At 72.5% G+C, this 13098-nt stretch carries 13 protein-coding genes; 4 read left to right on the top strand and 9 right to left on the bottom strand.

What is annotated here, in order from left to right; genetic code table 11:
- Window positions 1–66: 66 nt before the first annotated feature.
- Together ETD83_RS04400 and ETD83_RS04405 are read right to left on the bottom strand one after the other, a co-directional pair.
- Window positions 67–993: an LLM class F420-dependent oxidoreductase gene (locus tag ETD83_RS04400; RefSeq protein WP_138643742.1), complete on the bottom strand. Its 927-nt coding sequence runs from the start codon at window positions 991–993 to the stop codon at window positions 67–69.
- A 43-nt stretch (window positions 994–1036) separates the two neighbouring features.
- Window positions 1037–2035, bottom strand: a complete 999-nt coding sequence (locus tag ETD83_RS04405) for a DUF11 domain-containing protein (protein ID WP_171064014.1) — start codon at window positions 2033–2035, stop codon at window positions 1037–1039.
- Between the two features lie 239 nt (window positions 2036–2274).
- Here ETD83_RS04405 and ETD83_RS04410 point away from each other — a divergent pair, with 239 nt between their 5' ends.
- Window positions 2275–2874, top strand: coding sequence for a glycoside hydrolase domain-containing protein (locus ETD83_RS04410; RefSeq protein ID WP_230420667.1), 600 nt, complete (start codon window positions 2275–2277; stop codon window positions 2872–2874).
- A gap of 47 nt (window positions 2875–2921) precedes the next feature.
- On the opposite strand, the gene ETD83_RS04415 is transcribed toward ETD83_RS04410, so the two are convergent.
- The 5 genes from ETD83_RS04415 to ETD83_RS04435 all read right to left on the bottom strand — a co-directional run bounded on the left by ETD83_RS04415 (window position 2922) and on the right by ETD83_RS04435 (window position 8596).
- Window positions 2922–3308, bottom strand: a complete 387-nt coding sequence (locus ETD83_RS04415) for a helix-turn-helix transcriptional regulator (RefSeq protein WP_171064015.1) — start codon at window positions 3306–3308, stop codon at window positions 2922–2924.
- A gap of 60 nt (window positions 3309–3368) precedes the next feature.
- On the bottom strand, window positions 3369–3869 hold the full coding sequence (locus ETD83_RS04420) for a DUF6221 family protein (protein ID WP_138643745.1): 501 nt from the start codon (window positions 3867–3869) through the stop codon (window positions 3369–3371).
- A 100-nt stretch (window positions 3870–3969) separates the two neighbouring features.
- Window positions 3970–5154 carry a GNAT family N-acetyltransferase gene (locus tag ETD83_RS04425; RefSeq protein ID WP_205717488.1) on the bottom strand — a complete coding sequence of 395 codons (1185 nt, stop codon included), beginning with the start codon at window positions 5152–5154 and terminating at the stop codon, window positions 3970–3972.
- Window positions 5155–5220: 66 nt separating this feature from the next.
- Complete coding sequence (locus ETD83_RS04430) at window positions 5221–6570, bottom strand: class I SAM-dependent RNA methyltransferase (RefSeq protein ID WP_230420668.1); 1350 nt, start codon at window positions 6568–6570, stop codon at window positions 5221–5223.
- On the bottom strand, window positions 6563–8596 hold the full coding sequence (locus ETD83_RS04435) for an APC family permease (protein WP_138643747.1): 2034 nt from the start codon (window positions 8594–8596) through the stop codon (window positions 6563–6565). The genes ETD83_RS04430 and ETD83_RS04435 overlap by 8 nt, the downstream gene beginning before the upstream one ends.
- 236 nt (window positions 8597–8832) lie before the next feature.
- Here ETD83_RS04435 and ETD83_RS04440 point away from each other — a divergent pair, with 236 nt between their 5' ends.
- Window positions 8833–9498, top strand: coding sequence for a potassium channel family protein (locus ETD83_RS04440; RefSeq protein WP_138643748.1), 666 nt, complete (start codon window positions 8833–8835; stop codon window positions 9496–9498).
- Window positions 9498–10157, top strand: coding sequence for a potassium channel family protein (locus ETD83_RS04445; protein WP_138643749.1), 660 nt, complete (start codon window positions 9498–9500; stop codon window positions 10155–10157). The genes ETD83_RS04440 and ETD83_RS04445 overlap by 1 nt, the downstream gene beginning before the upstream one ends.
- Window positions 10158–10189: 32 nt before the next feature.
- Here ETD83_RS04445 and ETD83_RS04450 read toward each other — a convergent pair whose 3' ends face one another.
- Both ETD83_RS04450 and ETD83_RS04455 read right to left on the bottom strand, forming a co-directional pair.
- Window positions 10190–10945, bottom strand: coding sequence for a DUF3159 domain-containing protein (locus ETD83_RS04450; RefSeq protein ID WP_407921468.1), 756 nt, complete (start codon window positions 10943–10945; stop codon window positions 10190–10192).
- Window positions 10946–10973: 28 nt separating this feature from the next.
- Window positions 10974–11363 carry an OB-fold nucleic acid binding domain-containing protein gene (locus ETD83_RS04455; protein ID WP_138643750.1) on the bottom strand — a complete coding sequence of 130 codons (390 nt, stop codon included), beginning with the start codon at window positions 11361–11363 and terminating at the stop codon, window positions 10974–10976.
- Between the two features lie 143 nt (window positions 11364–11506).
- Here ETD83_RS04455 and ETD83_RS04460 point away from each other — a divergent pair, with 143 nt between their 5' ends.
- Window positions 11507–13045: an MFS transporter gene (locus ETD83_RS04460; RefSeq protein WP_205717489.1), complete on the top strand. Its 1539-nt coding sequence runs from the start codon at window positions 11507–11509 to the stop codon at window positions 13043–13045.
- The last annotated feature ends 53 nt before the right edge of the window (window positions 13046–13098 follow it).

Consider the following 13098-nt stretch of genomic DNA (forward strand, 5'->3'; position numbering starts at 1 on the left):
CGCGAAAGGCCCGCCGCGGGGTGCTCCCCGCGGCGGGCCTCCGCGCCTCCGCGCCTCCCGGGACGGTCAGAGCTTGGCCATGACCTCCGCGGCCAGCAGTTCCAGGTGCTCCAGATCCCCGAGATCGAGGACCTGCAGGTACACGCGCTCGGCGCCCAGCTCCGCGAACCGGCCGATCTTGTCGACGAGTTCGCCCGGCGTGCCGGTCAGGCCGTTCGCCCGCAGCTCCGGCACCTCGCGTCCGATGGCGGCGGCGCGGCGGCTCACCTCCGCCTCGTCCCGGCCGCAGCACACGACCTGGGCGACCGAGTAGGCGAGCGGCTTCGTCCGCCCCGCCTCGGCGCAGGCCGCGCGGACGCGGTCGAACGCGGCGGCCGTGCCCTCCGGCTGCGTGAAGGGGACGTTGTACTCGTCGGCGTAGCGGGCCGCGAGCCGCGGTGTCCGCTTCGCCCCGGTCCCGCCGATGATGACCGGCGGGCCGCCCGCCCGGGCGGGCTTGGGCAGCGCGGGCGAGTCGGTGAGCGTGTAGTGCTCACCGCTGAACGAGTAGGTCTCGCCGGACGGCGTCCCCCAGAGACCGGTCAGGATTTCGAGCTGCTCCTCAAGCCGGGCGAACCGCTCCCTCAGGCTCGGGAACGGGATGCCGTACGCGGTGTGCTCCTCCTCGAACCAGCCCGTCCCGAGACCGAGGTCGACGCGTCCCGCGCTCATCCGGTCGACCTGCGCGACGGAGATCGCCAGCGGGCCGGGGTGCCGGAACGTCGCGGCCGTCACCAGCGTGCCGAGCCTGATCCGGCTGGTCTCCCTGGCCAGTGCGCCCAGAGTGATCCACGAGTCGGTCGGGCCCGGGTCGCCCGTCACGTCCCCCATCTTGACGTAGTGGTCCGAGCGGAAGAACGCGTCGAACCCGAGGTCCTCCGCCGCCTTCGCCACGGCCAGCTGTGTCTCGTAAGTCGCCCCTTGCTGGGGCTCGGTGAAGATCCGAAGTCGCATGGTCCCATCCTGCAACCCCCGCGGCCGCGACCATGGCACCGGGTCAGCGGCGCCGGGTGATCCGGGTGCGGGCGACGGCTCCGTTGTCCGTCCGGTCGAGGTCGGTGGTCGGCGAGGCGACCGTCCACGACGACTTCAGCACCGTCCCGGCCCGGACGCTCCGGCGCGGCGCCGCCGTGATGCGCAGCGTCTTGGACTCGCCGGCCCGGAGCGCGCCGACCGAGCACACGTAGGCGCCGCGTGCGGGCAGGCACGCGGTGTTCCGCCCGACGAGCCTGAAGGGCCCCTCGGAAAGGATCATCACGTTCTCGGCCGTGGACGGGCCGCTGTTGCGGACCTTCAGCCGGTACGGGATCTTCGCGCCGGCACGCGCCCGCGTCGGAGTGATCCCGGTGATGGCGAGGTCGGCGGTGGCGGCGACGCGCACGGCCGGGAAGCTCCTGGTGACGCGCGTCCCGGCCCACGCCACCGTCCCGCGAGGGCTGATCCGCTGCCCCGGCTTCGCCCGCTGGGCGACCTTGGCCCTGATCACTCCGCTGACCCTGCCGCCCGGCCGGACGGCGCCCAGCCGGCAGATGACCTTCCACCCGCTGGACGCGCAGTCCCTCGCGCCGGACACGAACGCCAGCGTCTTCGGCAGCGTCGTCCAGAACACCGCCTCACGGGGCCTCGTCCTGCTCGTCTGCAGCTTCCCGCTCTTCGCCTTGGTCTTGGCCTTGGTCTTCGCCTTGCCCGGCTTCGCCTTGACGGTCTTCGGCCGCGCCCTTTCGGCCACGCGGAACGTCCACTTCCACTCGTAGGTGCGGCCAGGGATCACGTCCGCCTTGGGACCGGCCGTGCGGAGCGCCACGACCTTCGCCTTCGCCTTGGGCTTCGCCTTCGGCTTGGGCTTGGCCTGCGTTCTCGGCCTCGGAGGCGGGTTGAGAACACCGTCCAGCCGTATCGGCTGCGAGGCCCGCGGCGGACCATCGGCGTCCGCTCCGGCCGTGGCGGGCACGGCCCCCAGCAGCGGCGCGGCCGTCAGCAGGACGAGACCGCGCACCTTCCATGTCCGGATCACAATGAGCCCCCCGTGGCCTGCGGTTCTTCGTACGGACACATCCGTTGTAGCGACCGCCGGCCGGACCGCATAGCGCCGTGTCGGCGTGTCATTACAGACAGTGACCATTGTTCCACGGGTGCGCCGTCACGGAGGGTCAACCGGATGATTCCGCTGCGCGATCACGGGTGCGCGCTGTTCAATCAGATGGACGGACCGGAACCGCGACCCATGGAGTTGGCATGGCTGTCTTCGGCGTCGACTACGCGTGGGGCCGTCCCGGGGTGGCCGCACTGAAACAGGCCGGGGCGCACTTCGCGTGCCGCTACCTCTCGCACGACACGACCGGCAAGAACCTGACCCGCGCCGAGGCGGACGAGCTCTCCGAGGCGGGCATCTGGCTCGTGGTCGTCTGGGAGACCACCGCGAAGCGGCCCCTGGACGGACGGTCCGCGGGCGCCGCCGACGCCGTGGACGCCGCCGCGCAGGCCGAAGCGTGCGGCATGCCGGGCGACCGGCCGATCTACTTCGCCGCCGACTGGGACGCCTCCCCCGGCCAGCAGGACGAGATCAACGCCTACCTCGACGGCGCCGCGAGCGTCATCGGGCGCGGCCGGGTCGGCCTGTACGCGGGGCACGGGCCGATGAAACGCGCGTTCGACGCCGAGAAGATCGCCTACGGCTGGCAGACCTACGCCTGGTCGGGCGGCCGGTGGGACGCCCGCGCCCAGCTCCAGCAGTACTCCAACGACCACGAGATCAACGGTGTCGCCGTCGACTACGACCGCGCCGTCCAGGACGACTACGGGCAGTGGCGTGTCGGCGTCTCGCCCGGGGAATAGGGCCCGGCCGGGAACGGCGTCCGCGTCGTCCGGAAAGATCCGGTAACTCAGCGGCCTTCGGGTTCGCCGTAGAGCGCCCGGAGGAACGCGAGCGCCATCCGCCGCTTCTCGCCGGGGCCGGTCCGCAGGTCGGCGAAGTAGGCGTTGAGCTCCGCGAGTTCGCGCGGGGTCTCGTCCGCCTCCGCCGGGTCCTGGCCGCCGAGCGGCTCCATCCCCTCGGCGATGCGCGCGAGGTCGCCGGCCCGCCACCGCAGCGCGTCCTCGATGGCGCCGCGGGTCCGCGCCTGCGGCCAGCGCTCCCCCGCCTCCAGGTTGTAGACCGTCTTGACCGTCACCCCGGCCCGCTCCGCCAGCTGCTCCTGCGTCAGCCCGAGCGATCCGCGCCTGGCCACCGCGTACTTGGCGACCCGCTCGCGGTCCACGTCCCCGGCCATGCCGCCCAGCATGCCGGAAACACCAGGAAACATCCACCGCCCCGCCCCCGGGCGCACCGCTCAGACGCGCCAGTTCGCCCGGTACTCCGGGTGGTCGGCGTACGGCGTCGCCAGGAGCCGCAGCGTCGTGCACCCGCCCTCCCGGACGTGCTCGCCGCACGCCTGGCAGACACCCGTCCCGTTCATCCGCGAATGCAGTTCGAGCAGGCGCCGCTTCAGCCGCACCTCGGCCACGACACGCGCCGGCGAATGGCGCGCCATGTGCAGCGCGACGCCCTCCTTGACGAACGAGACGTCCAGCACGTGGTGCGGCCCGAACCCCGGACGGCTCTGCCACGGGTACTCGTTGACGCTCCGCAGCGAAACCGGCCGCTGCAGATGGTCCATCGGCCGCCGTCCCAGCCGGAGCCGCTCCCCGGAATGCGTCTCGACCCACTGCCACCGCTCGTCCCCGGACAGGTCGGGCCCGCCGCTCGGACGCGACCGGTAGTCGGCCGCCCACCGCGCGGTGTCCTCGTCCTCGAAGAGCCGGGCCCGCAGGAACTCCACCAGATCGCTCACAGCCACTCCGTTCAGCCATCGACGCACCCGACACCGATCCTGCCACCGCAAGATCACCCATCGGTCCGGCCCGCGGCGGGCGCCGCGGCTAGCGGACGTGTCAGAAGTCGTCGTGGATGAACGGCGCGAGCGGCACGGCCAGCGCGGCCTCCAGGCGGGTGGCGGCGGACGGCGTGTGCTCGGTCACCGCGCCGACGCGGACCAGCGCGGTCAGGCGCGTGCCGCCGAGATAGACGGCGGCCAGGTCGGCGGCCGACAGGGTCAGGTCGGGGGAGTCCGCGGTCCGGTCGCAGGAGGGCGCGGACCCGGTCTTCAGCCGCCAGCGCCCCTCGTTCGCCGGGATGCGGGGATCGCGGACCTCCAGGACGAACGCGTCGCCGGCGGCCCAGGAACGGGCGCGCAGCGCGGCCGGGACGTCGACGAGCCGCAGCCAGAGCGCGCCGTAGTCGCCCTTGATGGCGACCTGGTCGGGGTCGGCCGCCATGTGCGGGAGCAGGTCGTCCACCGGACGGCCGGGGGCCTTGATGCGGGACGTGAGGTCGATCGACGCCAGGTACCGCCAGAGCGCCGCCTCGGCCTGCGGCGTCTCGGCGACGAAGTCGATGACCATGACCGTCCGGTCAGGGTGCGTGCGGTAGACGGCGTACCCGGCCGGATGGACGACGGCGCGCGGCTCGGTGTAGCCGGGCGCCTCGTGGTCGACCGGCTCCAGGACGATCTGCGCCCACCATTCGGGGTCGCGCAGCAGGCCACCGGGGCGGGACGACAGCGCCCGCGTGTAGATCGGGTCGAGGACCTCCGGGGCGGACGCGAGATCGACCAGCCGGAGCGGCGCGGGATCGGGCGTGGTGCGAAGGTCGAGCGGACGGGTCGTGTCGATCTCCATCGAGATCGCGCGGGTGGCGAGGCCGAAGCCGTACCGCCCGTAGATCAGGCCCTGCGAGGCCCAGAGCGCGGCGACCGGGCGGCCCGCGGCGATCGCGTCCGCGTGCATCCGATCGATCATCGAGGTGAGCACGCCGCGGCGGCGATGGGTGGGCAGCACCCCGACGAAGGTGACCGCCGAGCAGTCGAGGAACCCGCCCGGCACGGCCAGCCGGGCCGGTAGGGACGCGAGCTGCCCGGCCAGGACGCCGTCGTCGTAGGCGCCGAGGCGTTCGGCCCGGCGCGCCGGCCACGCCACGCGGTCGTACTCGTCCTTCTCGATGCGCTGGTGGAACACCAGGGCGGCGAGATCGACCATCTGGTCGACGTCGCCCTCCGGGACCTCCCTGATTTCGATCACGCTTCCACGGTATTCCCCGCCGCAACCCGTTTTCGCAGGTCCGGATGCGCAGGTCAGCGCGGAAGCTCAGCCGTGGACGAGGGTGGCGAGGCACTCCACGTGGTGGGTCATCGGGAAGGCGTCGAAGGCGCGGAGGGTCTCCAGCGTCCAGCCGCGCTCGGCGAAGTAGGCGAGGTCGCGGGCCAGGGTCGCGGGGTCGCAGGACACGTAGGCGATCTTGCGTCCGGCGAGGCGGGTGATGTGCTCGACGACGTCGCGTCCCGCGCCGGTGCGCGGCGGGTCGAGGACGACGAGGTCGGCGCGCCGGACGCGCTCGCCGCGGTGGTGGCCGCCGCCGCGCTTGTTCTGCGCCCGCGACCCGGCGGACGCGCGGCCGAACTCCAGGTCGGCGACGACCTCCTCGACGGGGCCGCGCTCGATGGACACGTTCGGCAGCTCGCGCAGGTTGAACCGGGCGTCGCGGACGGCCTGCCCGTCGGACTCGACGCCGACGACGAGGCCGTCCTGCCCGACCCGGTCGGCGAGGACGCCGGCGAACAGGCCGACGCCGCAGTACAGGTCGAGGGCGATGTCGCCGGGCTTCGGTTCGAGCGCGTCGACGACGGCGTCGGCGAGCAGCTGCGCGGCGCCCGGATGCACCTGCCAGAAGCCGCTGCCGCTGACCTGGTACAGGCGTCCGGACACCTCCTCGCGGACGTACGGGAGGCTCGCGCCGGGTTCGGGCTTGCCGCGGACGAGCCGGACCGGCACGTCCAGCCGGGGCACCTTGATCTTGCGGCGGTCGCGGCCGCGCAGCACGACCAGCCGGTCGCCGGCGGTCGCGGACACGATGCCCTCGACGCCGGACGCGCCCGGCCAGCGCTTGCGCTCGATGCCCATCAGCTCGACGCCCGGGTGGGCGATCAGGCATTCGTCGATCGGCTCGATGTCGTGCGAGCGGTGCCGGCGCAGCCCGACGGCGCCGCCCGAGACGGTGAACTGCACGCGGGTCCGCCATCCGAGCCCCGGCGGCGGCGCGACCTCCGAGTCGACCGGGTAGGGGACCTCCTCGACGGTGACCGTCCGGTCGATCCCGGCGAGGCGCTTGAGCTGCTCCTCCACGACGGCGGCCTTGAGGGCGCGCTGCGCGGGCAGGGAGGCGTGCTGCCAGTCGCAGCCGCCGCAGCGTCCGGGGCCCGCGAACGGGCACGGCGGCGCGACCCGGTCCGGGGACGCCTCGATGATCTCCACGGCGTCCGCGCGGAGGAAGGTCTTCGCGCGCTCGGTGACGCGCGCCCGCACCCGCTCGCCCGGCAGCGCGTGCCGGACGAAGATCACGCGTCCCTCGTGCCGGGCGACGCAGAATCCGCCGTTGGCGACGTTGCCGACCTCCAGGTCGAGGATGTCGGGCAGGACGTCGGGTTCCAGGTCAGTCACGTTCCGAAACATTACCCGCACCGGGACGCGACCCGGTCCGCGGCGGCCGCCGGGACGCGCCGGGGCCGGGCGGCTCGACCCGTCCCTTGAGCCGGTCGGACGACTGGAGCTGCCACGCGACGCTCGTCACCATGACGCCCGGCTGGAACAGCAGCCGCCCCTTGAGCCGCAGCGCGCTCTGGTTGTGCAGGAGCTGCTCCCACCAGTGCCCGACGACGTACTCGGGGATGAACACGGTGACGACGTCGCGCGGGCTCTTGCGCCGGACGCTCTTCACATACGACAGGACGGGACGGGTGATCTCCCGGTACGGCGAGTCGAGGATCTTCAGCGGGACGGGGATGTCGAGCGCGTCCCACTCGTCCTGGAGCCGCTGCGACTCTGCCGCGTCCACCGCGACCGTCACCGCCTCCAGCGTGGACGGACGGGTCGCGCGGGCATACGCCAGCGCCCGCAGCGTCGGCTTGTGGATCTTGGAGACGAGCACGATGCCGTGGATGCGGGCGGGCAGCGCGACGTCCTCGCCGGAGGGCACCAGCTCGACGGCGACCCGGTCGTAGTGCCGCCTGATCCCCTTCATCAGCAGGAACAGCACCGGCATCGCGATGCAGACGATGTAGGCGCCGAGCGCGAACTTGGTGATCAGCACGACGACGAGGACGATGCCGGTGAGGGTGGCGCCGAACGCGTTGATGCCGCGGGAGGTCATCATCCGGCGGCGCTGCGCCGCGTCGGTCTCGGTCGCCAGCAGCCGGTTCCAGTGCCGGACCATGCCGATCTGGCTGACGGTGAACGACACGAACACGCCGACCGTGTACAGCGGGATCAGCCGGCTGACGGACGCGTCGTAGGCGTAGATCAGCAGCCCGGCCATCGTGGCGAGGATGACGATGCCGTTGCTGAAGGCGAGCCGGTCGCCGCGGGTGTGCAGCTGCCGCGGGAGGAAGCGGTTCTGCGCGAGCACCGACCCCAGCACCGGGAACCCGTTGAACGCGGTGTTGGCGGCCAGGAACAGGATCAGCGCGGTCATCGTGGTGACGAGCACGAAGCCCAGCTCGAAGTTGCTGAACACGGTGTGCGCGACCTGCGCGATCACCGGGTCGGCGTGCTCGACCGCCCGCCCGGTCTCCGGGTCGATCAGCCGGCTGCCCTGGTCGGGTTCGGCGAACCTGGCGTCGGTGATGTAGGCGAACGCGATGACGCCGCCGAACAGCGTCATCGCGACGACCCCGAGCGCCAGCAGCGTCTTCGCGGCGTTCTCGCCCTTGGGCTTGCGGAACGCGGGCACGCCGTTGCTGATCGCCTCGACCCCGGTCAGCGCGGCGCAGCCGGACGAGAACGCCCGCAGCAGCAGGAAGACCAGCGCGAACCCGGCGACGTCCGTCTCGTCGCCGCGGACCTCGTAGCCCGCCGTCTCGGCCTCCAGGTCGGCGCCGGCGACCAGCCGGACGAGCCCCCACAGCAGCATGCTGACCATCGCGAACATGAACAGGTACGTCGGGATCGCGAACGCGACCCCGGCCTCCTTGAGGCCCCGCAGGTTCCCGATCGTGAGCAGCACCACGATGCCGATCGCGACGGCGACCTCGTGCGGCCGCATGAAGTTCAGCAGCGCCCCGAGGTTCTCCACCCCCGACGACACCGACACCGCGACCGTCATGACGTAGTCGACCAGCAGCGCGCTCGCGACGACCACGCCCCAGTTGCCGCCGAGGTTCTCGGTGGCGACCTCGAAGTCGCCGCCGCCGCTCTGGTACGCCCGGACGTTCTGCCGGTACGAGGCGACCACCGTCAGCAGGATCACCACCACGGCCGCGGCGACCCACGGCGTGTAGTGGTACATCACCAGGCCGCCGGCGCCCAGCGCGAGGAGGATCTCCTGGGGGGCGTAGGCGACCGACGAGAGGGCGTCGCTGGCGAAGACCGGCAGCGCGATGCGCTTCTTCAGGAGCTGCTCGTGCTGCTGCGCGCTGCTCAGCGCCCGGCCGACGAGCAGCCGCTTCGCAAGGTCCGGAACCTTAGACACGAGAGGAGACTCTAGCTCTTGGACGTGACGCCGCCGTTCCGCCCCCGCGGCCGGGAAGGAGGTGCCGTACCGGGTAGTACTCGCCTGGGCGGATGTGTAGGTTTGCAGCCCGGTAGGGATCATTCACAGGAAACGTTCCTCGGGTGCGGCACGGCATGGGCGGTCGGCGACGGGTGCCGTGCACGGCGCGGGGGGTACAGGGGGAGCGTCCCCCTGGACGGACAGAGGGAACGGCCGTGCATATCGTGATCATGGGATGCGGGCGGGTCGGCTCGACGCTCGCCCACATCCTGGAGGACAAGGGTCACTCGGTGGCCATCATCGACCAGAACCCGGAGGCGTTCCGCCGGCTGCGCAGCGGGTTCCGGGGCCGCCGCATCACCGGGTTCGGGTTCGACCGCGAGGTGATCGCCGAGGCGGGCATCGAGCGCGCGTCCGCGTTCGTGGCCGTCAGCAGCGGCGACAACTCCAACATCATCTCCGCGCGGGTGGCGCGGGAGACGTTCGGCGTCGACAACGTCGTCGCCCGGATCTACGACCCGCGCCGCGCGGAGGTCTACCAGCGGCTCGGCATCCCCACGGTCGCGACCGTCCGGTGGACCGCCGACCAGATCCTGCGGCGGCTGCTCCCCGAGGGCGCCGAGCCGCTGTGGCGCGACCCGACCGGCGCGGTCGTCCTCGCCGAGCTGGACTCCGGGCACCTGTGGGTGGGTGAGAAGGTCGGCGCGCTGGAGGAGCACGCGGGCACGCGGGTAGCGTTCCTGTCGCGGATGGGCGAGGCCCTCGTCCCGGACCGGGACACCGTGATCCAGGACGGAGACATCGTGCACATCATGGCGGGCGCCGACGACGTCGAGCGCGTGAACCTCGCGGTCGCGGCGCGGGACGGGGAGGAGTCCTGATGCGGGTCGCGATCGCCGGGGCGGGCGCGGTGGGCCGGTCCATCGCCCAGGAGCTGCTGGAGAACGGGCACGAGGTGCTCCTGATCGACAAGAGCCCCAAGGCCATCAAGGTGGAGATGGTGCCGCGCGCCGAGTGGCTGCTGGCCGACGCGTGCGAGATCTCCGCGCTGGACGACGCCGCGCTGCAGCGCTGCCAGGTCGTGGTCGCCTCGTCCGGCGACGACAAGGTCAACCTGGTGGTGTCGCTGCTGGCCAAGACCGAGTACGGGGTGCCGCGCGTGGTGGCCCGGATCAACCACCCGAACAACGAGTGGCTGTTCAACGAGTCGTGGGGCGTGGACGTGGCGGTGTCGACGCCGCGGCTGCTGTCGGCGCTGGTGGAGGAGGCGGTCAGCGTCGGCGACCTCGTCCGGCTGATGACGTTCCGGCAGGGCGAGGCGAACCTGGTCGAGCTGACGCTGCCGGAGGACGCGCCGCTCGGCGGGGAGCGGGTCGGGTCGGTGGCCTGGCCGCGCGACACGGCGCTGGTGGCGATCCTGCGCGAGGGCCGGGTGCTCGTCCCGACGGCGGACGACACGCTCGAACCGGGCGACGAGCTGATGTTCGTCGCCAGCCAGGACGTGGAGGACGAACTCGCCGAACTCCTGGGCGGCCACTGAGAAGACGCCCGGAACCCGCCCGGCCGTCGCGGCTAGGCGGGTTCTTTGCGTTCGATGGGGGTGCGGCCGCGGGCGAGGAGCCAGACCATGGCCGCCAGCGCCGCCACCTGCAGCGGCCAGCCCATCGCGATCTTGGCGGCGCCGAGCAGGCCGCTCTGGTCGCCGTCGGCGAGGTAGATCGGGTACTGGACGGCGACGCGGGCGGCGCACGGCAGCACCAGCAGCCAGGTGAGCTTCGAGCAGAGCCTCACGATGCCGGGGTCGCGGCGCCATTCGGTCGGGTCGCCGGTGACGGTGCCGATGATGAAGCCGACGACCGGCCACCGCACCGCGATCGAGAAGATCATCGCGGCGGCGTAGCCGGCGTTGAGGAGGATGCCGGGCAGGAACGCGTCCTCGGCCTTGCCCGAGCGCAGCGCGAAGAACGCGGCGACCGCGATGCCGACGAGGCTGTTCAGGACGAACTGCGGGTTGGAGCGCTGGGCGATCCGGACGGCGAGCAGCAGCACGGCCGCGCCGATGCCGGCGGCGACGGCGGGCTTGATCTCGTCCGTGGTGACGTAGGTGCCGGTGAACGCGATGGTGGGGACGGCGGCCTCGACCATGCCGCGGACGCCGCCGAGCGCCTTGGTGAGCTGGGCGCGCACGGCCGCCTCGACGGTGTCGTGCGCGGCGTTCCCCTCCGCCGGCGCACCGGACGTGCCCGGCGCGGCCGTCGCCCCCGACGCTGCGGGATCACCGGTTTCGGTGTCCGTGCCGTCCTCCCGGCTCGCTTCCACTTCGCTCACGTCGCACTCCCGGGCACCCGGCGCGGCCTCATGAACCGCCGCGCAGCTCGTATCGCGGATTGAACATGACCTTGCGCCCGTCCTGCGTGCTCACCAGCCCTTCGGCGCGCAGCATGCGCCCCGGGTCGATGCCGGCGATCTTGCGGCGGCCGAGCCAGACCAGGCTGATCACGTCGGTGCCGTCGTACAGTTCGGCCTCCAGGGCCGGGGCGCCGCCCCGCGGACGGAGCGTCACCGTACGTAGCGTACCGGCGACGCAGTGGCGCTTGCGCTCGGCGCACTGGGTGATCGGCGTCGCGCCCTCGTCGCCCGAGGATTTCTGCAGCTCTTCGGCCTCCAGCTCGGCCCGGCTCGACGCCATGCGCCGGAGGAAGCGGCGCAGCCCGCCCTTCCCGCGCTCGGCCGATACCTCGTCCATGTCTCGAAGCGTATGGCATCCCCGGACGAATCGGACCCCTTGCCCCGCCCCCGATCGATTCCCTCTCCCCAGGACTTGGAATGAAGCATTCCGTTCTGTTATTATTGGAACAGAGCATTCCGCTCCAACAGGAAGGAAGAGCCGTGGCCGCCACGCTCGACACCTCGGTCTCACCATCTGAGATCCGCCCCGACGCCCCCCAGGAGACCGCGGGCGCGCCCGTTCCTGTGGAAGGACGACCCTCCGGAACGGCGTTGAGCCCGCGCCGCTGGCTCGGCCTCTCCGCGGTCCTGGCCGCCACCCTGCTGAACCTGCTCGACTCGACCGTCGTGAACGTGGCCGCTCCCGCGATCCGCGCGGACCTCGGCGGGTCCTACTCCGCGCTGCAGTGGATGGCCGCCGGGTACACGCTCGCCCTCGCCGTGGCGCTGCTCACCGGCGGGCGGCTCGGTGACATGTTCGGCCGCAAGCCCGTCCTGCTGGTGGGGGCGGCCGGGTTCGTGGTCACCTCGGTGGCCTGCGCGTTCGCCTGGTCGCCCGAGAGCCTGATCGCCGCGCGGGTCGCGCAGGGGCTGTGCGCCGCGGTGATGATCCCGCAGGGCTTCGGGCTGATCCGCGACCTGTTCGGCGCCAAGGACATCGGCAAGGCGTTCGCGCTGTTCGGCCCGGTGATCGGGCTGGCCACGATCCTCGGCCCGGTGGTCGCCGGCCTGCTGGTCGACGCCGACCTGTTCGGCACCGGCTGGCGCGCGATCTTCCTGATCAACATCCCGGTCGGCGCGTACGCGCTGGTCGTCGGCGCGCGGGTCCTGCCGGCCCCGGCCCGGTCGCAGGGGCAGGCCGACCGCTCCGGCGGGCTGGACGTCCCCGGGATGCTGCTCGGCGGCCTCGGCATGAGCATGCTCGTCTACCCGCTCGTCCAGGGCCGTGAGCTGGGCTGGCCGGTCTGGTCGCTGGCGCTGCTCGCCGGTTCGGCGCCCGTCCTCGCCCTGTTCGCGCTGCACCAGCTGCGCCGCGCCCGCCGCGGCCGGACGCCGCTCGTCCGGCTGACCGTGTTCGCCAGCCGCTCCTACAGCTCCGGTGTCCTGTTCGTCGTCGTCTTCTTCGGGCTGATCACCGGGTTCTCGCTGGCCGTCGGGCTGTTCCTGCAGCTCGGGCTCGGCTACACGCCGCTCGCCGCCAGCCTGGCGATGTCGTCCTGGGCGATCGGCGCGTTCGCCGGGTCGGCGTTCTCCGGGATGACCATGAACAGCCTCGGCCGGAAGATCCTGCACCTCGGCCTCGGCATGATGCTCGCCGGGCTGGCCGCCCTGTACGCGGTGTTCGAGACGGCCGGGACGGGCCTCGGCGGCTGGCACCTGGTCGCGCCGCTGCTGCTCTTCGGCGCCGGGATGGGGATGATCTTCGTCCCGCTGTTCGACATCATCGTCGCGGGCATCGCCGACCACGAGGTCGGGTCCGGGTCGGCGGCGCTGGAGTCGATCCAGCAGCTCGGCGCCTCGCTCGGCATCGCGATCCTCGGCACGGTGTTCTTCGGCGCGATCGGCGCGCCGGTGGCCGGGCACTTCGACCCGTCCGCCGCGCTGGACGCCGCGAAGCGGGTCGCCGAGCTGACCCTCGTCCTCACCGCGGTCGCGTTCCTGGTCGCGTTCCTCCTCCCCCGCCGGGCCCGCGCCCACTGAGCCGTCCCGCCGAACTCGCCGTCCGCACCGGGCGGCGTTTTCGGCGTTCCCGG

This window comes from Actinomadura soli (assembly GCF_005889715.1).
In the GTDB taxonomy this organism is placed as follows: Bacteria; Actinomycetota; Actinomycetes; order Streptosporangiales; family Streptosporangiaceae; genus Spirillospora; species Spirillospora soli.